We start from the raw sequence: 20,191 nt of genomic DNA, 5'->3' as shown, positions 1-20,191 counted from the left end.
CGATGCCGTGCCTCTCGCTGACGCCGTCCGGCGCCGGCCGCGCCGGCGCCTCCTGCCTCGAGCCTTGCCCGTCCCGTCACCGTCCACGCGTTCGCGCAGGTCACGCGTTCACGCTGGGATCGACAGATCCGGCTAGCCTGCAGTATGCCCGGTCGCTGTTACCGCGACGTTACAGGTAACGGGCGCCGCTTCGACACGGGGCGAAACCACTCATAACACCGTTCCAAACTCTGCCATACATCCCGGGGTGCCCGGCACGGCGGGCGGCGGCGGGAAACGGGTTCCCTCCGCCGGCCGCCATGCCCGGCAGGGCGCCTTTCACACCGTTCTCATGACTCCGTTCCCGCGGCTCTCATGACTCCGTCCCCGCGGCCGGGTTCAGGACGCGGGACAGGAACGCGCGGGTGCGCTCGTGCCGGGGGTCGGCGATCACCTGGGACGGGGGCCCCTCCTCGACCACGACGCCGCCGTCCATGAACACCACCCGGTCGGCCGCCTCGCGGGCGAAGCCCATCTCGTGGGTGACCACCAGCATGGTCATGCCCTCCTCGGCCAGCTCCCGCATGACGCCGAGCACGTCCCCCACCAGTTCGGGGTCCAGCGCGGAGGTCGGCTCGTCGAAGAGCATCACCTCCGGACCCATGGCCAGCGCCCGGGCGATCGCCACCCGCTGCTGCTGGCCGCCCGAGAGCTGGGCGGGATAGGAGCCGACCTTGTCGGCCAGCCCGACCCGGCCCAGCACCTCGCGGGCCACCCGGTCGGCCTCCGCCTTGCCGCGCCGCAGCACCTTGCGCTGGGCGATCGTGACGTTCCCGAGCGCGGTCAGGTGCGGGAAGAGGTTGAACGACTGGAACACCATCCCGATCCGGCGCCGGACGGCGTCGATGTCGACGTCCGGGTCGGTGATCTCCGCGCCCGCCACCCGGACCGTCCCCGCGGAGGGCTGCTCCAGCAGGTTGACGCAGCGCAGCAGCGTGGACTTGCCCGACCCGGAGGGGCCGATCACGCAGACCACCTCGCCGGCCTCGACATGGAAGTCGATGCCGCGCAGCACCTCGTTGGACCCGAACGACTTGTGCAGGTCCCTGATCTCGATGACGCCCCCGGGGCCGGTGCCGCCCTCCGAGGCGGCACCGGACGCGATCGGCGCGCCCGCGGTCTCGTTCATCGCCGTCCCCTCTGCTGCCGGGCCTCCAGCCGCCGGGCCAGCAGGCTCAGCGGGATCGTCAGCAGCAGGTAGCAGATCCCGGCCACGATGATCGGGGTGGTGTTGCCCTGCTGCCCGGCCAGGTCACGCCCGAACTTGGTCAGCTCCCGCTGCTCCAGCGTGACGCCCAGGAACAGCACCAGCGAGGAGTCCTTGCACAGCAGCACCAGCTGGTTGGTGAGCGGCGGGATGATGATGCGGAACGCCTGCGGGATGATGATCGAGCGCATCGCGCGGCCGTACGACATGCCCAGCGAGCGCGCCGCCTCCAGCTGGCCCCGCGGCACCGCCTCGATCCCGGCCCGGATCGTCTCGGCCATGTACGCGGCGGCGGCCAGGCCCAGCGCCAGGCCGGCCTGCCCCGCCACGCCGCCGGGGACGTTGCTGCCCGGGAAGGCCAGCGGCACCCCGACGCTGACGAAGATGAAGATCAGCAGCAGCGGCAGGCCGCGGAAGATCTCGATGTAGACGGTGGCGAACCAGCGGTACGGCGCCACCGACGACAGCCGCATCAGCGCCAGGACCAGCCCCAGCACCAGCCCGAGCACGAACCCGAGCCCGGTGTAGACGGCGGTGTTGAGCAGGCCGATCGTCAGGATGTCCGGGAAGAGCTCGCGGGCCACGTCCAGGTTGGCGAAGTTGGCCCGCAGCTGCGGCCAGTCCGCCAGCAGCACGACCACCAGGACGGCCGCGGCGAACAGCCCGTACTGGCCGCCCAGGACCAGCTGACGGCGGCGCCGCCGGGACATCCCCGGCGGCGCGGCCGTCTTCATCGGCTCGGCCGTCACGAGGTACCGCCGCCGCTTCCGCCCGCGCCGCCGGCACCGCCCGGCTTGGGCATGGGACCGATCCACTTCTCGTAGATCTTCTTGTACGTGCCGTCGGCCTTGGCGCCCTCGATGGCCTGGTTGGTCAGCTCCACGAGCTTGGGGTTGTGGCCCTTGCGGATCCAGAAGCCGTACTGCTCACCGGTGTTGAGGTTGGCCACGATGGCGTACTTGGCGGCGTTGGCCGGCTCCTTCAGCCAGCCCTGCACGACCGGGTAGTCCTGCACGATGACGTCGACCTGCCCGGTGCGCAGCCCGTCCAGTTCCGCGAGGGAGTTGTCGAACGAGCGGGGGTCCAGCCCCTTCTCCTTCACATAGTCCTCGCCGGTGGTGGACGCCTGGGAGCCCAGCTTCAGCTTGCGGTTCTTGACGTCGTCGAGCGAGGTCACGCCGCTGTCCTTCTTGGCCATCAGCGCCTGGGTGGCGTCGAAGTACGGCTTGGAGACGTCCATGAACTGCACCCGGTCCTGCTTGATCGTCATACCGCCCATGACGATGTCGCACTTGCCGGCGTTCAGCGCCGCTCCGGTCTTCATGGTCTCGAACGGGGTGTCCACGACCTTCTGGGTGACGCCGAGCCGCTTCGCCACCAGATCGATCATGTCCACGTCGAAGCCGACCACCTTGCCGCCCTGCTCCACCTGGAACGGCGGATAGGGCAGATGGGTGCACGAGGTCAGCTGGCCCTTCTTGATGAGCTTGACGCCCTGCACGGTGGCGCCCTCGTCACCGCCACAGCCCGTCATCACCGTCAGGGCCAGTGCGGCCGCCGCCGCTGCCGCCGCCGGGCGCCGGGGGGTTCGTCCGGACACGTTTCCTCCTGTGCTCGTCACTGACCGCCGGGAGCCACGCGGTCCCGCGCGGAGAACCTCGCCGCGGCCCGCCGCCGTGGCGGGGGACGCGATGAGATGATCATTGTGCGCGGAGGGCCGTGCGGGCGGTCCACCCCCACTCTTCCATTTTCCGAAAATTGACGTGGCGCTCGTCGTCCCGGCGCCGATCCGCTCAATAACGTGGACCCCGTCGTGAACGCCTCACTGCTGCTCTCCCTCGCCGACCGGGCCACCGGCCTGGCCGGCCCCTCGGCCATGCACCCGGACGCCTGGCGGCTCGGCGAGCGGGTGGACGCCTGGGCGCGCGCCCGCGGCCTGGTGCTGGGCGATCCGGACACCTCCCCGCTGGGCCGGGCCCGGTGCGAACGGCTGGCCGCGCGGCTGTTCCCGGCCGCCGAGGCCGACCGGGTCGAACTGTTCGCATGCTGGCTGACCTGGGCCTTCGCGCTGGACGACACCCTCGACCGGCCCCCCGTGGCCGGCAGCGGCAGCACCGTGCACGCGGTGTACGACGATCTGCTGCGCGCGATGCGCCGGGGCCACGCCGGGCCGGGGGCGCGGCCGCTGGAGGCCACGCTGGTCGAGCTGTGGGGGTCGACCGCGGAGCGGATGAGCCGGGAGTGGCGCCGCCGGTTCCTGGCGCACCTGGAGGAGCACCGGACGGGCCGCGCCGACCAGGCCGTGCACCGCCGCACCCGCCGGATGCCCGGCCCGGACGAGTACCCGCCGCTGCGCCGGAGGGCCTGCGGCCCGTTCCTCTACGACCTGATCGAGCCCGTGCTGGGCGTCGAGCTCCCGAACCGGCTGCTGGCGCTGCCCGCCTGGCAGTTCCTGCTGGAGGGCACCGCCGACGTGATCGCCTGGTCCAACGACCTCGCCTCGTACTCCCGGGAGTCGGCGCTGGGCGAGGTCTACAACCATGTGATCGTCCTGTCCGCCGCCTACGACATCGAGCCCGCGCGCGCCTGCGACTGGGTCGCCGACCGCATCGCGCTGCTGGTGGAGGAGGTGCGGGCGGCGGCGAGGACGGTGGCGGCCACCCTCGACCGGCTGCGGCTGTCGGACGGGGAGCGCGAGGCCGCGCGGCAGGTGAGCGGCGTGCTGCTGGCCGCGCCGCGCGCGCACATCGACTGGATCACCGAGTCCGGGCGCTACAGCCCGTCCGAAGGCTCCTCCGAGGGGTACGGCGGCTCGGGCGGGGCCCGCCTGGACGGCCTGGCCTCGCTCCGCTAGCGCGGTGGGAGGGGACGCGTCGGCCCGGCGTCCGCCGTGCGCACCAGGGCGTCGCCCGCCCTCGTCCGCGCGTACAGGACGCGCCGCCCGAGCCGGTGCCCCGTGACCAGCCCGCACGCGCGCAGCACGCCCAGGTGCTGGCTGACCGCGCCGGCGGTCACCTCCAGGCGGCGGGCCAGCTCGGTGGTGGAGGCCGGGGTCTCCAGGACGCTCAGCAGCCGGGCGCGGCGCCGTCCGATCAGCGCGGCCAGCGCGTCCGGCGGGGCGGCCGGGCCCGCCTCCCACAGCGTCGCCACCCCGTACGGCGGGTAGCTGAGCATCGGCTGGTAGGGCGGCACCATCACCGACACCCGAGGCCAGACGAACACGCTGGGGACGAGCAGGAGGCCGCGTCCGCGCAGCACTCCCCGGAAGCTCCACGGCCGGTCCACGGTCAGCGTGCCGGTCCGCCAGACGACCGACCGGTGCAGGTCCGCGAACAGGCCCTCGGCGCCGTGCGCGCCCAAGGCCCGGGTACGGCGCAGGACGTCGCCTTCGAGCAGGTCCCGGATCGGCTCCCAGTACGGCTCGACGGCCTGCGCCCAGAACCGTTCGAGCTGGCCCGCGACACGGTCCAGGGTGCGTCCGGGATCGGCCGCCAGCGCCCGGCGGGCAGGGCCCGGCGCGCTCCCCGGCAGCGTCCAGAGGATCTCCCGGGCCACGGTCTCCGGCGGGGTCGCCCGCACGGTCTCCAGCTCGGCGGCGAAGTCGGGGACGGGGGTGGCCGGAGGCGGGGTCAGGAAGTCGGGGATGTAGCCCGCCGAGGGGACCAGCTCCGACAGCAGGTCGTGGTCGAGCCCGCGCAGCCGGGGCCGCACCCGCCGCACCCACGGCAGGTGCAGGGCGTGGCCGGAGGGGTCGGCGATCACCCGCAGGGCCTGCACCAGCTCCCACAGGGGCGAGAAGGCGAACCGCACCCGCGCCACGTCGTCCGGCCCGAACACGAACTGGATCATTTAGCCGAGACTAAATCATTGTCGCGCGGACCGGCGCGCTCCCAGGATCCTGCTGTGAGCTCAATCGATCCCGACGCCGGCCCATCGGCCTCCCCCGTTCCGCCCGTCCCGCCCGTCCCGCCCGGTCCTTCCGGCCCCTCCGATCCGCCGGCCGGCCGGGTGGCCGCCTTCGTGCGGCCCCGGCTGGGCGGTTTCCCCCGGACCTTCTGGGTGCTGTGGGCGGGCATGCTGCTCAACCGGCTCGGCACGATGGTGGAGCCGTTCCTCGGGCTCTACCTGACGACGGCACGCGGCCTGTCGATCGCCCAGGCGGGGGCGGTGATGGCCGTGCTGGGCGCGGGCTCGCTGGCCGGGCAGCTCGCCGGCGGGGTGCTCGCCGACCGCGCCGGCCGCCGCCTCACCCTGACCGCCGCCACGCTCGCCACCGGCGCCGCGATGCTGACGCTGGGGTACGTCCAGGGCATCGCCGCGATCGTGGCGGCGGCGTTCGCGCTCGGCCTGGTGCTGGACATGTACCGGCCCGCCGCCGCGGCGATGGTCGCCGACCTGGTCTCGCCGGCCGACCGGCCGCGCGCGTTCGGGCTGCTGTTCTGGGCGGTCAACCTGGGCTGGGCCGTGGCCATGGTGCTCGGCGGCGCGCTGGCCCGGCAGGGCTTCCTGTGGCTCTTCTGGATCAACGCGCTGACCTGCGTGGGCTTCGGGATCCTGGTGTGGCGCGCGGTGCCCGAGACCCGCCCGCCGCGGGACCGGCGGGTCCGCGTGGCCGGCGGGTTCACCGCCGTGCTGCGCGACCGGGTGATGGCCGGGTACGTGCTGCTCACGCTCGTCTACACGTTCGTGCTGATGCAGGGCATGACCACGATGCCGCTGGCGATGAAGGAGCAGGGCCTGGGACCGCAGTCCTACGGGCTGGCGATCGCCGCCAACGGGGTGCTGATCATCACCGTCCAGCCGCTGGTGAACGCGTGGCTCAGCGCCCGCGACCACAGCCGCGTCCTGGCCGCCGGCTTCGCCGTGGTCGGCGTGGGCTACGGCCTGACCTCCCTGGCGTCCACCGTCTGGGCGTACACCGTCACGATCCTGATCTGGACGCTGGGAGAGATCATCGCCGCGTCGGTGCTCCAGGCCGTGGTGGCCGATCTGGCGCCCGACCACCTGCGCGGCACCTACAGCGGTATGTACGGGCTGGCCTGGTCGGGCGGGTTCCTGCTGGCGCCGCTGGGCGGCACCCAGCTTCTGGGCGTCGGCGCCCCCGCCCTCTGGCTGACCTGCCTGGCGCTCGCCCTGGCCGCCGCCGCGGGCCAGCTCGCGCTGGCCCCCGCGGTACGGCGGCGCGGATCGGGGTAATCACGCGACTGGCTCCGCGGCCCACTTTTCGTCATAATGACGATACGTGTTCCCGACTTAGGCTGGTTGACGTGGCACAGCTCAGGATCGCTCTCGCGCAGGTGAACCCGACGGTCGGTGACCTGGAAGGCAACGCCGACCTCCTGGTGGAATGGACCCGCCGCGCCGCCGAGGCCGGCGCGCATCTGGTCGCCTTCCCCGAGATGATGCTGACCGGCTACCCGGTGGAGGACCTGGCGCTGCGGTCCTCGTTCGTGGAGGCGTCCCAGCGCGCCCTGGCCGGCGTGGCCCGGCGGCTGGCCGAGGAGGGCCTGGGCGACCTGCCGGTCGTCACCGGCTACCTGGACCGCCGCCCGGTCAGCCTGGCCCGCCAGGGGCTTCCCGCCGGCTCGCCGCTGGACGCCGCCGCATGGCTGCACCGGGGCGAGATCCTGGTCCGCTCGGCCAAGCACCACCTGCCCAACTACGGCGTCTTCGACGAGTACCGCATCTTCGTGCGCGGTGACACGCTGCCGGTGGTCCGGGTCCACGGCGTGGACGTGGCGACCGTGATCTGCGAGGACCTGTGGCAGGACGGCGGGCCCGTCAGCGTCACCTCGACCGCCGACGCGGGCCTGCTGCTCGCGATCAACGCCTCCCCGTACGAGCGCAACAAGGACGACGTCCGGCTGCGGCTGTGCGCCGATCGCGCCCGCGAGGCGGGGTGCGCGCTGGCCTACGTCAACCTGGTCGGCGGCCAGGACGAGCTGGTCTTCGACGGCGACTCGGTCATCGTGGGCGCCGACGGCGCGCTGCTCGCCCGCGCCCCGCAGTTCGTCGAGCACCTGCTGCTGGCCGACCTGGACCTGCCGCCCGCGTCCCTGGAGCCGGTCACCGGCCCGGTCAACGCCCTGGACGGCACCACGATCTCCATCGACCACCGGGTCGTCACCGAGGAGACCCTGCCCGCCTACGAGCCGCGCCCGCACTACGCCGCACCTCCCCTGGACGACCCGGCCGAGGTGTACGGGGCGCTGGTGCTGGGCACCCGCGACTACGTCCGCAAGAACGGGTTCCGCTCGGTGCTCCTGGGCCTGTCCGGCGGCATCGACTCGGCGCTGGTCGCCACGATCGCCGCCGACGCCATCGGGCCCGAGGACGTGCACGTGCTCCTGCTGCCCAGCCGCTACTCCACCGAGGGCTCGATCACCGACGCCGAGGAGCTGGTCAAGCGGCAGGGCCTGAACTCGCGGATCGTCCCGATCCGCGGCATGGTGGACGCCTTCGAGGCCGAGCTGGACCTGCACGGCCTGGCCGCCGAGAACCTCCAGGCCCGCATCCGCGCCAACATCTGGATGGGGCTGTCCAACGAGTTCGGCCACCTGGTCCTGACCGGCGGCAACAAGAGCGAGCTCGCGACCGGTTACTCCACGCTCTACGGCGACTCGGCGGGCGGCTTCGGGCCGATCAAGGACCTGACCAAGACGATGGTCTGGACGCTATCGCGGTGGCGCAACGCCCAGGTCGGCTCGGACCTGCCGTTCCTGCACCCGTTCGAGGAGGAGCCGATCCCCGAGGAGATCATCGTCAAGGAGCCGTCCGCCGAGCTGCGCCCCGACCAGCGGGACCGCGACACCCTGCCCTCGTACGACGTCCTGGACCCGCTGCTGGTCGACTACGTCGAACGCGACATGGGCCGGGCCGCGCTGGTCGCCGCCGGGCACGACCCGGCGCTGGTGGAACGGGTGATCCGCCTGGTCGACCTGGCCGAGTACAAGCGCCGCCAGTACCCGCCGGGCCCCAAGATCACGCCGAAGAACTTCGGCCGCGACCGCCGCCTGCCGATCACCAACCGCTGGCGCGAGCGCACCCCGCACGAGCCCGCCTGACCCGGACCCGACCGAACCGGCCACACCCGCACCGACCCGGCCCGACCCGGGCCGACCGGTCCGGCCTCTCCCGGCCTGACCCGACCCGCACCGGCCCGTTCGCTCCTTCCGGAGCCCCCGGGCCGGGGCGTTCAGTCGCGGTGGTGGTTCTGGCCGGGCCAGGTGGACGGCGGCTCGTACGGCTCGGGGTCGACACCGGGGATGGTCTGCTCGCACCACACGACCTTGCCCGTGGCGGTGCGGCGGCTCCCCCAGCGGTGCGCCAGCTGGCTCACCACGAGCAGGCCCCGGCCGTTCTCGTCGTCGTCGGCGGCCCGGCGGAGCCGGGGCAGCGCGGCGGAACGGTCGCGGACCTCGCAGACCAGCGAGCGCTCCAGCAGCAGGCGCAGCTCGATCGGCTCGTCCGGCGCGTAGCGGTAGGCGTTGGTGATGAGCTCGGAGACCAGCAGCTGGGTGGTGTGGGTCAGCTCGCCGAGGTCCCAGGCGTCGAGCCGGTCCCGGACCAGCCCGCGGGCGCGGCGCACGGCCGCCGGGTCGGACGGCAGCGTCCAGGAGCCGAAGCGGTCCTCGGGCAGCCGGCGCAGCCGGGCCAGCAGGACGGCGATGTCGTCGCGGTGGTGGTCGGCGTAGACGCCCGCCAGGGTCGCCTTGGCCAGGTCCTCCATCGGCCGGGCGGTCGCGCCCTCGCCGAAGATGCCGCGCAGCCTGGCCAGCCCGTCGTCGATGTCGCGGCCGCGGTTCTCCACCAGGCCGTCGGTGTAGATGACGAAGACGCTGCCGTCCTCGACCTCGAACTCGCGGCTCTCGATGGTCGCCGAACCCGACACCCCCAGCGGCGGCGCGGGCGGCACCTCCAGGTACTCGGTGGCGCCGCCGGGAGCGGCCAGCAGCGGCGGAAGGTGCCCGGCCGAGGCCACCTCCAGCGTGCCCGACGTCGCGTCGTACACCGCGTACACGCAGGTGGCGAAGTGCGGCTCCTGCTCGCCCAGCTCGATCATGAGCTCGTGCATGACGTGCAGGGCGTCGGCCGGGGGGAGCTCCAGGTTGGCCAGGGTGTGCAGGGCGGTGCGCAGCCGTCCCATGGTGACCGCGGCGCGCACGCCGTGCCCGGCGACGTCGCCGACGATCAGCGCGACCCGGGCGCCGGGCAGCGCGATCGACTCGTACCAGTCGCCGCCGACCTCCACCAGCTGGCTGCCGGGCAGGTAACGGTGCCGGACCTCGACCGAGGACGGCGCCGACAGGCGGTGCGGCAGCAGGCTGCGCTGCAGCGCCAGGGCGGTGGCGCGCTCGCGGCTGAACCGCCGGGCGTTGTCGATGACGATGGCGGCGCGGGTCGCGAACTCCATGCCGATCTCGACGTCGTAGGCGTCGAACCGCCGGAAGCCGGGCACCCGGGTGCACGCGATGAAGCCGAGCAGGGTGTCCTGGGCGATCAGCGGCAGCAGCACCATCGACACGCCGGTGAGCAGCTCGCGGACCGGGCGGCGCCGCCACCGCGCGGCGATCTCGCCGGACATCTCGCCGTCGACGTGCGGCAGGTGCACCGGCCGGGCGGTCTCCAGCACCTTGCGGTAGGGCGTGCCCTCCGGGTAGACGAGCACCTCGCCGGCCGGGAACGTGGCCGTCCACATGGGGTTGCCGTCGTCGGAGGTGACGGCGATGCGGCGCAGCGGGGCCGCGCCCGCCTCGCTGTGGACCTCGTCGGCGGCCACCAGGCTCTCCAGCACCAGCACCGAGGCCGCGGTGCAGTAGTGCGGGACGATCACGTCGACCAGGCCCCTGGCGGACTGGTCGAGGTCGAGCGAGGCGCCGAACCGGGTCACCTGGTCGTCCATCAGGGCCCGCCGCATCAGCGCCGGATCCTGGTAGCGCGCGCTGACCGGCAGCGCCACCCGCACGTGCAGCAGCCCGATCGGCGCCGTGCCGCCGGCGGCGCCCACCATGGGCTGCGCGGTCACCACCGCGTCGGCGGTGCCGCCCTCACCCCCCGAGGGCTCGCCGTCGGGGCCGATGTTTCCGCGGCGGACGGCCAGCGCGGTGGGGTGCTCGTGCCCGGAGGCGAGCGCCTCCAGCAGCGCCTCCACCTTGGCCTTGCCCTCGTCCGCGGCCAGGTCGGTGACCGCCCTGCCGATCAGGTCGGCGGGCTCGTATCCCAGCACGGTGCGGGCGTTCGGCCCGCACTGCACGACGCGCCCGGTGCCGTCGATGGCCAGGACCAGGGTGCGGGAGGCCGATTCGGCGGTGGACGCATCGCCTCGCGACGCCATGACGGATCTCACCAGACGTGCTCCAGACAGCCGGTCGTCCTATCACTCCAGGCGCCAGTATGGGGCATGAGGCGGGATCAAGGGGGAAGATCACGTCTCTGGCCGGTATTTAGCGCAGAAGTTCTATGGATGCGTGGTTTCTTCGGCGCCCGTGCCGGTGCTCGTGCCGCTGTGCGTGCCGGTGCTCGTGCCGGTGCTCGTGCCGGTGCTCGTGCCGATGCCGCGCAGGACGGTGTCCACGAGGAGATCGGGGAAGTCGGCGGGCAGCCGGTCCTGCGGGGTCTTGAGGGAGAGAGGACCGACCAGCAGCTGGATGACGACCTCCGGGTCGAGGTCGGCGCGCATCTCGCCGCGTTCCATGCCGCGGCGCAGCACCCGGCGCAGCACCTCCCGGCGCGGCTCGATCACGTCGTGCCGGTAGCGGGCGTACAGCCGGGGATGCTTCTCCGCCCCGCCGACCACGTTCCAGAAGCACCGGGCGTGCCGGTGGCGGCGCTCGGCGCTGATGGCCCGCGCGATGGCCAGGAGGTCCTCGCGCAGCGACGCGCCCTCGGGATCGGGCAGCGGGGTCTTGGCCGCGGCCAGCGCCCCCACGATCAGCGCCTCCTTGTTGGGCCAGCGCCGGTAGATGGTGGTCTTGCCGACGCCGGCGCGGGCGGCCACGGCCTCGATCGAGACCCCCGCCACCCCCGACTCCTCGGCCAGCAGGTCCAGGGTGGCCTCGATGATCGCCTTCTCGGCCCGCTCGCTGCGGGGCCGGCCGGGGGCGCGCCCGGCCGGGTCGGGCACGGCCGCCGGGCCGCCCGGTGTCGTCGTCTCGCTCATCGGAGCCCCATTCTCACACCCGCCCGCCGCTCACACCCGGGTTCGCTCGCGGGACGCCGCCCGCCGTCCGCGCGCCTTTTCCCGTCCGGTTCCCCGTTCGGCCCGTTCGGCCCGTTCGGCCCGTTCGGGCTCCCGGTGCGCGGTACGGCCCGGCATCCACTTCAGCACGACCAGGGCGCCGAGGAACGCGATCACCGCCGCGGCGCCCGCCGCGGTCCGCATCGCCTCCGTGAAGGCGGCGTTGGCCGGCCCGATCAGGCCCTGGCCGGCGGCGCCGAGCCGTTCGGCCACCGCGTGCGCGCCCTCGATCGACTCGGCGGCCACGGTACGGGCGCCGGGCGGCAGCGCGGCCAGCCGTTCCGCCAGCTCGCCGCGGTAGATGGAGGCGAGCACCGAGCCGAGCACGGCCACGCCCATGGCGACCGCGACCTGCCGGGCGGTGTTGTTGAGCGCCGATCCGGCGCCGGCCTTTTCCCGGGGCAGCGCCGACATGACCGACTCGGTGGCGGGCGGCATCACGTTGGCCATGCCCGCGCCCTGCACGAAGAAGACCGCGCCCAGCACCCACAGCGGGGTCCCGGTCCCGATCCCCAGCACCGGGTAGGAGGCCAGCGCCGCGGCGACCAGCAGCAGCCCGGTGGCGCAGACCGCCTTGGCGCCGAACCGGTGGACCATGGCGGCGCTGCGGGTGGAGAAGAGGATCTGGGCGACGGCGAACGGCAGCAGCATCGCGCCCGACTGGAACGCGCTCAGCCCGCGCACCGACTGCAGGTAGAAGCCCGCGAAGAAGAACATGCCCGCCGCGGCGAAGAAGCACAGCGCGATCGCGGCCACCGCGGCCGACAGCCGCGGGTCGCGGAACAGCCGCACGTCGAACGCCGGGTGGTCGCTGCGCGCCTCGTGCCGCGCGAACAGCGCCAGCACGGCCAGTCCCGCCGCGATCGGCCCGAGCACGCCGGGTTCCAGCCAGGCGCCGCGCTCGCCGCCCTGGATGATCCCGTACGAGAGGGTGACCAGCCCCACGATCGACAGCAGCACCCCCACCGGGTCGAGGCGTCCGGGGTCGGGGTTGCGGGACTCGGGCACCAGCAGGGCGATCAGCACCGCGCCGACCACGATCACCGGCACGTTGATGAGGAACACCGAGCCCCACCAGAAGTGCGCCAGCAGCAGCCCGCCGGTGATGGGGCCGATGCCGATGGCCAGGCCGACCGCGCCGCTCCAGATGCCGATCGCGCGGCCCCGCTCCTGCGGCTCGAAGACGTTGGTGATGATCGACAGCGTCTGCGGCATGATGGCGGCGCCGCCCAGCCCCATCAGCGCCCGCGCCCCGATCAGCTGCGCGGGACTCTGCGAGTACGCCGACAGCAGCGAGGCCAGCCCGAACATCACCATGCCGGCGACCAGCACCCGCTTGCGGCCGAGCCGGTCACCGATCACCCCGAAGGTGAACAGCAGCCCGGCGAAGACCAGCGTGTAGGAGTTGATCGCCCATTCCAGCTGGCTCTGGGTGGCGCCGAGCCCCTCCTGGGGGTCGGCGATGGTCTTCAGGGCGACGTTGAGAATGGTGTTGTCCAGCACCACGACGAGAAGGCTGAACGTCAGCACGCCGAGGATGTACCAGCGCCGTCGCCGGATGGTCTCGGGATTCACGGCCCTCCCTGAAACCCGGGTGGCGGGCCCGGGGAACACGTTCGCTACGGATGCGTCTCGTAATCTCCTCCGAGCCTAGGCGCCGCCTCAGCGATACGCAACCGTATCGTTTCGTAAATGGCCGGTAAACTCGGCGGGCCCCCGCGCCGCCCTGAACGGAATTCTGGGGGCTACCCGAATCGTTGGCTCAGTGGGATCATCGTTTCCGTCCGGGTACGCCACCGTGGCGCCTCGAGACTGGAGGTAACCGTGTCTTCTTCCGCTGCCCCCGCCCGGCCAGACAAGACCGGCCAGACCCAGCAGAACGCCCAGCCGACCGTCCTCTACGGCGGCAAGGGCGAACGGCGGGTCACCGTCCGCGACATCGCCGCCGCCAAGGAGCGGCGCGAGAAGTGGCCCATGCTCACCGCCTACGACGCCCTCACCGCGCGGGTGTTCGACGAGGCCGGCATCCCCGTGCTCCTGGTCGGGGACTCCGCCGCGATGGTGGTGTACGGCTACGACTCGACCATCCCCGTCACCGTCGACGACCTCATCCCGCTGACCGCGGCCGTGGTACGCGGCTCCAAGCGCGCCATGGTCGTGGCCGACCTGCCGTTCGGCTCGTACCAGTCCGGCGTCCCCGAGGCCCTGGCGACCGCGACCCGCTTCCTGAAGGAGACCGGCGCCCACGCCGTCAAGCTGGAGGGCGGCCGCCGCGTCCTGCCGCAGGCCGAGGCGATGGTCGCCGCGGGCGTCCCGGTGATGGGCCACCTCGGCCTCACCCCGCAGTCGGTGAACGTCTTCGGCGGCTACCGCGTCCAGGGCCGCGGCCAGGCCGGCGACGAGCTGATGGCCGACGCCAAGGCGCTGGAGGCGGCCGGCGCGTTCGCCGTCGTCCTGGAGTGCGTGCCCGAGGACCTGGCCGCCAAGGTCACCGCCTCGCTGTCGATCCCGACCATCGGCATCGGCGCCGGCGACCACACCGACGCCCAGGTCCTGGTCTGGCAGGACATGGCCGGGCTCACCCCGCGCACCGCCAAGTTCGTCAAGAAGTACGCCGACCTGGCGACCATCCTGGGCGACGCCGCGCGCAGCTACGCCGACGAGGTCGTGGGCGGCGTCTTCCCGGCCCCCGAGCACACCTACCACTAGCACGACCGGCCCCGAGGACCATCCGGGACACCACCCCCGATCGCGAGGTCACACCGGCACGGTGTGGCCTCGCGGTCGTTCGCGCCGTCCGCTACGGGGCCGTCCCCGCGCGGGCCTCCGCCCCGTCGCCCGCCGCCCCGTCCCGCGGCGCGGGAACGCCCTGCGGGCGGGCGCCGTCCGCGGAGATCTCGTCGCGGAGGGTGTGCACGGCGGCGCTGAGCACGTCCGGCCCGGCCACGTTCATGAGCAGCAGCCCGAGGTTGAGGGCCATCTGCGCGTCCGTCATCTCGCTGCCCGCCAGCGCGTCCACCGCGGTCCGCAGATCGGCCTGGTCCTCGGCGGAGACGTTCTGCAGCAGGCCGAGGCAGTACGTGGGCAGCGCCAGCCTCGCCCTGGCGAAGGAGACCCCGCGCATGATCTCGCCGGCCTCGTGCGCCCGGGTCTTGGCCTGCATCCGGTCCACCCCGCGGTCGGCGGCGGCCAGCAGCGAGGTCAGCAGCGTGCTCGGCCCGACCGCCACGTCCTCGTCGCCGACCCGGACGGTGAAGACCGCGCTGCGGAAGACCATCATGGAGCCCAGGCTGGCCACCAGCACCTGGGTGGCCCCGGCCACCTCCGGCGACTTCACCCCGAACCGCCAGTCGAAGGTGTGCAGCAACAGCAGCGAGCCCGCGCCCGCCGCCCCGTTGATCAGCACGTACGCCCACGTGCTGGGCACCCGGACCAGGGTGGTCGGCCGGTCCCGGTAGCGGCTGATCAGCTCGGCGACCCCGACCAGGCAGCTGAGCGAGACCGCGACCAGGTAACCGATCATTCAGCCGGACCGCCGTCCGGGCCGGTCAGCCGGACCAGCTCGTCGACCTCCCGGCGCACGCTGACCAGCCCGCGGTCCAGCAGCTTCTCCACGGCGTCGGCGACCTCCAGCAACCCCAGGCCGGTGGCGTGGTGCAGCTGCTCCAGGGTCAGCGCGCCGCCCGCGGCGCCCAGCCGTCCCAGCACCAGGCGGCACGCCTCGGGCAGGTCGGCGTCGTCCGGCGCGTCACCGTGGCCGGGGCGGTCCGGCCGCGGCCCGGACGGCTGCGCGCGCGCCGCCGCGAGCGAGCCGGGGTCCCTCCCGGAGGGGCTGAGGAACGTGCTCCAGGGGTCTGCCGACCGGATCTGCCTCATCTTCACCTGCCCTGTGAACTTTTGATCATACGACGCGGGCCCCCGCCGGCGGGTCTCCTCCCGGCGTCAGCACTTCGACGCGCGAACGTCAGCCACCGCTCCGGCCGGTATCGGCCTCGCCCGCCCCCCGGCGCTGGGACCGGGCCACGATCAGCCGGTCCCCCGGCTCCAGGTGCGCGCAGGCCACGTCGTCGTACGGCAGCGTCCGGCCGCCGCGCACCACCGCGAGCGCGGGCTCGGGGACCGCGCCGAGCGGACCGCCCACCTCGCCGGGCCGCACCGCGCGTTCCACCAGGTCCAGGCCGCTGCCCTGTTCCAGCAGGTCCTCGATGACCTCGCTGACGTTGGGCTGGCTGGTGGAGACCCCGAGCAGCCGCCCGGCCGCCTCGGACGAGGTGATCACATGGTCGGCGCCGCTCTGCCGGAGCAGCGGGACGTTCTCCGACTCGCGCACCGCCGCCTGGATCTTGGCCTGCGGGTTGAGCTGGCGGGCGGTCAGGGTGATGAGCACCGAGGTGTCGTCCCGGGCGCTGGCCACCACCACCACGCGGGCCCGCTCGACCGCCGCCTGGCGCAGCACCGAACTGCGCGTGGCGTCCCCCACGATCCCGGCCAGCCCGGCCTCGGCCGCCTCCGCGACGATGCCCGGATCGGGGTCCACCACCACGATGGACTCCCGTTCGACCCCCGTGCTGAGCAGGGTCTTGATGGCGCTACGGCCTTTCGTGCCGTAGCCGGCCACCACGATGTGGTCGCGCACCCGGGCCCTCCAGCGGGACAGCCGCCAGTCCGCGCGGGTCCGTTCCGCCAGCACCTCCAGGGTCGTGCCCACGAGGACGATCAGGAACAGCACCCGCACCGGAGTGACGAAGACGATGTTGACCAGCCGCGCCGTCTCGCTGACCGGCGTGATGTCGCCGTAGCCGGTCGTCGAGACGGTCACGGTCGCGTAGTAGAAGCAGTCGAGCAGCGACAGCGGCCCGCCGGCGTTGTCCCGGTAGCCGTCCCGGTCCAGGTAGACGACCGCGACCACCCCGAAGAGCAGGACCAGGGCGATCCCGATCCGCCGGAGCACCGCGCGCATCGGCCCGGTCCGGGTCGAAGGCAGCAGCACCCGAGGTCGCTGCGCCTCCCGCTCCGTACCCTCCTCTGCCTGCCGAATCACGGTCTCTCATAACCCCTCACGGGGACGACCCCCCAACCCCCGACAACAACAGTCCGACCAACACCCTCCACTCCGCTAGCGCTCCGCTCCAGGCGCCGGACAAACCACCACGGGGGGACGACCCCCCAACCCCCGACAACAACAGTCCGACCAACACCCTCCACTCCGCTAGCGCTCCGTTCCAGGCGCCGGACAAACCACCACGGGGGGACGACCCCCCAACCCCCGACAACAACAGTCCGACCAACACCCTCCACTCCGCTAGCGCTCCGTTCCAGGCGCCGGTCAGACGTCGGTCACCCGCAGCCCCGCATGGGCCTTGTAGCGGCGGTTCATCGAGATCAGGTTCGCGGTGAACGCCTCGACCTGGCCGGCGTTGCGGAGGCGGCCGCCGTAGATGCCGCGCATCCCGGGGATCCGTCCGGCCAGTGCCTGGACCAGGTCGGTGGCCTCCCGGTCGTCACCGAGCACCAGCACGTCCAGCTCCATCTCGCCGACCTCGGGGTCCAGCAGCAACTTGGCCGAGACATGGTGGAACGCGGCGACCACCCGGCTGCCCTCCAGCACGGCCGCGGCCTGCTGGGCGGCGCTGCCCTCCTCGACCGGCAGGGGGAACGCGCCGCGCTTGTCGAAGCCCAGCGGGTTCACGCAGTCGACCACGATCTTGCCGGTCAGCTCCTCGCGCAGCGACTCGAGCGTGGCCTTGTGGCCGTCCCATGGCACCGCCACGACGACCACGTCGGCCTCCCCGGCGGCGACCGGGTTCTCCGCGCCGCGCACCGGCAGCCCCTCGTCCAGTTCGTCGGCCGCCTGCTGCGCGCGCTCGGCCTTGCGGGACCCGATGATCACCTGGTGGCCGGCCAGCGCGAACCGCCGGGCCAGCCCCTTCCCCTGGTCTCCCGTGCCGCCGAGGATGCCGATCGTCAGTCCGGTCACGTCAGGAAGGTCATAAGGGGTCTTCTGCGCCTCTGTCATGCCGCCGAGTCTGCCAGGTACGCGTGCGCGCGGATCGGAGGGACCCCCCGCCACATGCCGGAAACCGCCCTGCACCTCTCACCGGATCGGGCACCATGGACACCGTGGACGCCGAGCAGGTGACGATGTTGCGCGAGGTACTGTCCGCCACCGGGTGGCTGGAGCGCACCGGCGAGTTCGCGCGGGCGCTGCGTACCAACGCGCGGACGCCTGGCGGTCTGCTGCTGGTGGGCACCCCGGCCGAGGATCCCTGGCACCTGGCCGCCCACCTCGACGACGAGAGCCGCCTGGGCGGCCTGCCCGGCCTGTCCCCCACGCTGGTGCGCTGGTCGCCGCCCGAGGACGCGCCCGCTCATCTGCGGGTGGGCCTGGACCGGCTGGAGGCCGCGCGCCGGGGCGAGACGCTCTTCGTGGTCGCCGAGGACGAGGCCCCTGTGCCGCTGCTGGAACGGGTGGACGACGCGCGCCGCACCGGCGCCGTCGTCATGGCCCTGGAAGGCGGCGACCGGGAGCTGCGGGGCCTGGCGCACGAGGCGCTGACCGTCCCGCCCGACACCGGGCTGGTGACCTTCGACGGCGCCCAGCACCTGGTCAGCGCGGCGGCGGGCGCCGAGGAGGACCCCCCGAAGGGCCCCCGCGGGCTGCGCCGCCGGCTGGCCCGGCTGCTGGAGGCCGTGAGCGGGCCGACGGTGGACTGAGCGTCGCCTGGAGCGGAGCGCCAGCGGAGCGGAGGGCGACGCTCAGTCTCTGACTTGTCGGGGGTGTGGGGGTTGCCCCCCACAGTGACACTGAGCGTCGCCTGGAGCGGAGCGGAGGGCGACGCTCAGTCGTCGTCCTGTTTGTTCCATGTCTCGTTGCGCCGGCGGGCCAGTTCGAGGGCGCCCGCCGCGTCCGTTTCCGAGGCGTACGGCCCCATCCGGTCCTTGTTCGCGCACCCGGCCCCGTGTTCCACCTTCATGTGTTTCAGGCAGAACCACCAGTCGCCGTCATCCTTCATCGGATCCCTCCGTTCTCGTCGCCGCCTCGGGATCTGTGCCCGGGACGGGCTGACTACACTCCCTCACTATGACGACCCAACTACTCCGGCCCGGCCGCGTCTCCCCCATGCGCAAGGTTCCCGCGCACATCCCGCGCCCGGAGTACGTGGGAAAGAAGCGTCCCAAGACCGGCGAGCCCGACGTCAAGTCGCCCGAGACCATCGAACGGATGCGGGTCGCGGGACGGATCGCGGCGCAGGCGCTGGAGGAGGTGGGCAAGCACATCCGGCCGGGGGTGACCACCGACGAGCTGGACGTCATCGGGCACGAGTTCCTGCTCGCGCACGACGCCTACCCCTCGACGCTGGGCTACCGCGGGTTCCCCAAGTCGCTGTGCACCTCGATCAACGAGGTGATCTGCCACGGCATCCCCGACGACACGGTGCTGCGCGACGGGGACATCATCAACATCGACATCACCGCGTTCGTCGACGGGGTGCACGGTGACACCGACGCCACATTCCTGTGCGGGGACGTCGACGAGGAATCGCGGCTGCTGGTGGAGCGGACCCGTGAGGCGATGATGCGCGGGATCCGCGCGGTCGCCCCGGGGCGGGCGCTGAACGTGATCGGGCGGGTGATCGAGTCGTACGCCCGGCGGTTCGGCTACGGCGTGGTGCGCGACTTCACCGGCCACGGGATCGGCACCACGTTCCACTCCGGCCTGGTGGTGCCGCACTACGACGACCCGGCGGCCACCACGGTCATGGAGCCGGGGATGACCTTCACGATCGAGCCGATGCTCACGCTCGGCACCTACGAGTACGAGTACTGGCAGGACGGCTGGACGGTCGTCACCAAGGACCGCAGGCGGACCGCGCAGTTCGAGCACACCCTGCTGGTGACCGAAGACGGCCACGAGATCCTGACCCTTCCCTGAGCCTCCCGTGACCATGCTCACGGGTACAAAAAGGATCAATAGCACACATCACCCAGACCGGCTGGGAGGGCGCTGCGATGAGAGCCCCGGTGCCGTACGAACCGCGAGTCCCTTCGGACAGCATGCCGCCCGGTCGCGCGGCGATGAGCGTGACCTGGGCGGCCCTGCCCTTCCTGACCCTCGGGTACGCGACCCCGTTCACCTTCGCCGCGGCGGCGCTGTGGCGGCGCAGCGCCCACCTGATGGTGGCCTCGGCCGCCTACATCGGCGCGTTCCTGCTGATGCTCACCCTGCTGCCGGACATCGACAAGGAGGTCGGCGGCACCCGGCAGGCGGTCGGCGTGCTGATCTTCCTGCTGGCGATCGTGGGCTGCGGGCACGCGTTCCTGATCCGGCGCAAGGTGTTCGACCCGCACGGGCTGTCGGGGGTCGACAACGAGAAGGCCATCGAACGGGTGCACCGCGACCGGGCGCTGCGCCAGCGGGCCCGGGCGCTGGTCACCGGTGATCCCGCGCTGGCCCGCGAGCTGCGGATCGGCCGTCCCGACCTGCCGCGCCAGTACAACGACGGCGGGCTGGTGGACGTCAACCACGCCCCGGCGGAGGCGCTGACGCTGCTGCCGGGCGTCACCCCGGAGCTGGCGGTCCGGATCGAGCGGGCCCGCGCCGAGACGGGCGGGTTCGTGTCCGCCGAGGAGCTGTCGGCGGTGGCCGGGCTGCCGCCGGCCCTCACCCCGGAACTGTCGGAGTACGCGGTCTTCATTCCCTGAGGCCG

The 20,191-nt window shown here is 73.0% G+C and carries 19 protein-coding genes; 7 read left to right on the top strand and 12 right to left on the bottom strand.

All coding sequences use genetic code 11. The features are described from left to right. Positions 1-352 precede the first annotated feature (352 nt). From IW256_RS11605 to IW256_RS11595, 3 genes are read right to left on the bottom strand one after another with little or no spacing between them, the layout of a single operon-like run. The gene (locus IW256_RS11605; RefSeq protein WP_197010957.1) at positions 353-1,168 is read right to left on the bottom strand and encodes an amino acid ABC transporter ATP-binding protein; all 816 of its coding nucleotides are present in this window, start codon (positions 1,166-1,168) and stop codon (positions 353-355) included. Then, entirely contained in the window at positions 1,165-1,995 is an 831-nt protein-coding gene (locus tag IW256_RS11600; RefSeq protein WP_307828851.1) for an amino acid ABC transporter permease, read from the bottom strand. Before IW256_RS11600 ends, IW256_RS11605 begins: the two co-directional genes overlap by 4 nt. Further along, positions 1,992-2,846 carry a transporter substrate-binding domain-containing protein gene (locus IW256_RS11595; RefSeq protein ID WP_307828850.1) on the bottom strand — a complete coding sequence of 285 codons (855 nt, stop codon included), beginning with the start codon at positions 2,844-2,846 and terminating at the stop codon, positions 1,992-1,994. The genes IW256_RS11600 and IW256_RS11595 overlap by 4 nt, the downstream gene beginning before the upstream one ends. Positions 2,847-3,047: 201 nt before the next feature. On the opposite strand from IW256_RS11595, the gene IW256_RS11590 reads away from it, so the two are divergent. Continuing rightward, complete coding sequence (locus IW256_RS11590; RefSeq protein ID WP_197010956.1) at positions 3,048-4,100, top strand: terpene synthase family protein; 1,053 nt, start codon at positions 3,048-3,050, stop codon at positions 4,098-4,100. On the opposite strand, the gene IW256_RS11585 is transcribed toward IW256_RS11590, so the two are convergent. Further along, positions 4,097-5,095 (bottom strand): ArsR/SmtB family transcription factor, encoded by a 999-nt coding sequence (locus tag IW256_RS11585; RefSeq protein WP_197010955.1) that lies wholly within the window; start codon positions 5,093-5,095, stop codon positions 4,097-4,099. The two genes, IW256_RS11590 and IW256_RS11585, sit on opposite strands and share 4 nt — an antisense overlap. A gap of 54 nt (positions 5,096-5,149) precedes the next feature. On the opposite strand from IW256_RS11585, the gene IW256_RS11580 reads away from it, so the two are divergent. Beyond that, a complete protein-coding gene (locus IW256_RS11580; RefSeq protein ID WP_307828849.1) occupies positions 5,150-6,442 on the top strand; it encodes an MDR family MFS transporter in 1,293 nt (430 codons plus the stop codon). Between the two features lie 71 nt (positions 6,443-6,513). Continuing rightward, a complete protein-coding gene (locus IW256_RS11575; RefSeq protein ID WP_197010954.1) occupies positions 6,514-8,310 on the top strand; it encodes an NAD+ synthase in 1,797 nt (598 codons plus the stop codon). Between the two features lie 131 nt (positions 8,311-8,441). Here IW256_RS11575 and IW256_RS11570 read toward each other — a convergent pair whose 3' ends face one another. The 3 genes from IW256_RS11570 to IW256_RS11560 all read right to left on the bottom strand — a co-directional run bounded on the left by IW256_RS11570 (position 8,442) and on the right by IW256_RS11560 (position 13,058). Beyond that, positions 8,442-10,580 carry a SpoIIE family protein phosphatase gene (locus IW256_RS11570; RefSeq protein WP_197010953.1) on the bottom strand — a complete coding sequence of 713 codons (2,139 nt, stop codon included), beginning with the start codon at positions 10,578-10,580 and terminating at the stop codon, positions 8,442-8,444. A gap of 123 nt (positions 10,581-10,703) precedes the next feature. After that, positions 10,704-11,405: a TetR/AcrR family transcriptional regulator gene (locus IW256_RS11565; RefSeq protein ID WP_197010952.1), complete on the bottom strand. Its 702-nt coding sequence runs from the start codon at positions 11,403-11,405 to the stop codon at positions 10,704-10,706. A gap of 30 nt (positions 11,406-11,435) precedes the next feature. Next, complete coding sequence (locus tag IW256_RS11560) at positions 11,436-13,058, bottom strand: MFS transporter (protein ID WP_197010951.1); 1,623 nt, start codon at positions 13,056-13,058, stop codon at positions 11,436-11,438. 249 nt (positions 13,059-13,307) lie between these two features. Between IW256_RS11560 and panB the strand changes: the two genes are divergently transcribed. Next, positions 13,308-14,192 carry a 3-methyl-2-oxobutanoate hydroxymethyltransferase gene (panB, locus tag IW256_RS11555; protein WP_197010950.1) on the top strand — a complete coding sequence of 295 codons (885 nt, stop codon included), beginning with the start codon at positions 13,308-13,310 and terminating at the stop codon, positions 14,190-14,192. Between the two features lie 91 nt (positions 14,193-14,283). Here panB and IW256_RS11550 read toward each other — a convergent pair whose 3' ends face one another. The 4 genes from IW256_RS11550 to npdG form a co-directional block, all read right to left on the bottom strand. After that, positions 14,284-15,006 (bottom strand): hypothetical protein, encoded by a 723-nt coding sequence (locus IW256_RS11550; RefSeq protein ID WP_197010949.1) that lies wholly within the window; start codon positions 15,004-15,006, stop codon positions 14,284-14,286. Then, a complete protein-coding gene (locus IW256_RS11545; RefSeq protein WP_197010948.1) occupies positions 15,003-15,359 on the bottom strand; it encodes a hypothetical protein in 357 nt (118 codons plus the stop codon). Before IW256_RS11545 ends, IW256_RS11550 begins: the two co-directional genes overlap by 4 nt. 88 nt (positions 15,360-15,447) lie before the next feature. Next, positions 15,448-16,524 (bottom strand): potassium channel family protein, encoded by a 1,077-nt coding sequence (locus tag IW256_RS11540; protein ID WP_307828848.1) that lies wholly within the window; start codon positions 16,522-16,524, stop codon positions 15,448-15,450. Positions 16,525-16,809: 285 nt separating this feature from the next. Further along, entirely contained in the window at positions 16,810-17,499 is a 690-nt protein-coding gene (gene npdG, locus IW256_RS11535; protein ID WP_197010947.1) for an NADPH-dependent F420 reductase, read from the bottom strand. 95 nt (positions 17,500-17,594) lie between these two features. Here npdG and IW256_RS11530 point away from each other — a divergent pair, with 95 nt between their 5' ends. Continuing rightward, positions 17,595-18,197, top strand: a complete 603-nt coding sequence (locus IW256_RS11530) for a hypothetical protein (RefSeq protein WP_231403748.1) — start codon at positions 17,595-17,597, stop codon at positions 18,195-18,197. A gap of 125 nt (positions 18,198-18,322) precedes the next feature. On the opposite strand, the gene IW256_RS11525 is transcribed toward IW256_RS11530, so the two are convergent. Continuing rightward, on the bottom strand, positions 18,323-18,496 hold the full coding sequence (locus IW256_RS11525; protein WP_197010946.1) for a hypothetical protein: 174 nt from the start codon (positions 18,494-18,496) through the stop codon (positions 18,323-18,325). A 68-nt stretch (positions 18,497-18,564) separates the two neighbouring features. Here IW256_RS11525 and map point away from each other — a divergent pair, with 68 nt between their 5' ends. Together map and IW256_RS11515 are read left to right on the top strand one after the other, a co-directional pair. Continuing rightward, positions 18,565-19,416: a type I methionyl aminopeptidase gene (gene map / locus IW256_RS11520; protein WP_197010945.1), complete on the top strand. Its 852-nt coding sequence runs from the start codon at positions 18,565-18,567 to the stop codon at positions 19,414-19,416. A gap of 122 nt (positions 19,417-19,538) precedes the next feature. After that, positions 19,539-20,186, top strand: coding sequence for a ComEA family DNA-binding protein (locus IW256_RS11515; protein ID WP_231403747.1), 648 nt, complete (start codon positions 19,539-19,541; stop codon positions 20,184-20,186). Positions 20,187-20,191: the final 5 nt, after the last annotated feature.

This window comes from Actinomadura viridis, from assembly GCF_015751755.1.
GTDB classification, from domain to species: domain Bacteria; phylum Actinomycetota; class Actinomycetes; order Streptosporangiales; family Streptosporangiaceae; genus Spirillospora; species Spirillospora viridis.
This window is presented reverse-complemented; position numbering and strand designations above follow the sequence as displayed.

Excerpts from the sequence above, each read along its gene's own strand:
- IW256_RS11530 (WP_231403748.1), top strand. The coding sequence starts at position 17,595 with ATGGACACCGTGGACGCCGAGCAGGTGACGATGTTGCGCGAGGTACTG.
- IW256_RS11585 (WP_197010955.1), bottom strand. The coding sequence starts at position 5,095 with ATGATCCAGTTCGTGTTCGGGCCGGACGACGTGGCGCGGGTGCGGTTC.
- IW256_RS11545 (WP_197010948.1), bottom strand. The coding sequence starts at position 15,359 with ATGAGGCAGATCCGGTCGGCAGACCCCTGGAGCACGTTCCTCAGCCCC.
- IW256_RS11550 (WP_197010949.1), bottom strand. The coding sequence starts at position 15,006 with ATGATCGGTTACCTGGTCGCGGTCTCGCTCAGCTGCCTGGTCGGGGTC.
- npdG (WP_197010947.1), bottom strand. The coding sequence starts at position 17,499 with ATGACAGAGGCGCAGAAGACCCCTTATGACCTTCCTGACGTGACCGGA.
- IW256_RS11525 (WP_197010946.1), bottom strand. The coding sequence starts at position 18,496 with ATGAAGGATGACGGCGACTGGTGGTTCTGCCTGAAACACATGAAGGTG.
- IW256_RS11570 (WP_197010953.1), bottom strand. The coding sequence starts at position 10,580 with ATGGCGTCGCGAGGCGATGCGTCCACCGCCGAATCGGCCTCCCGCACC.
- IW256_RS11605 (WP_197010957.1), bottom strand. The coding sequence starts at position 1,168 with ATGAACGAGACCGCGGGCGCGCCGATCGCGTCCGGTGCCGCCTCGGAG.
- map (WP_197010945.1), top strand. The coding sequence starts at position 18,565 with ATGACGACCCAACTACTCCGGCCCGGCCGCGTCTCCCCCATGCGCAAG.
- IW256_RS11565 (WP_197010952.1), bottom strand. The coding sequence starts at position 11,405 with ATGAGCGAGACGACGACACCGGGCGGCCCGGCGGCCGTGCCCGACCCG.
- IW256_RS11515 (WP_231403747.1), top strand. The coding sequence starts at position 19,539 with ATGCCGCCCGGTCGCGCGGCGATGAGCGTGACCTGGGCGGCCCTGCCC.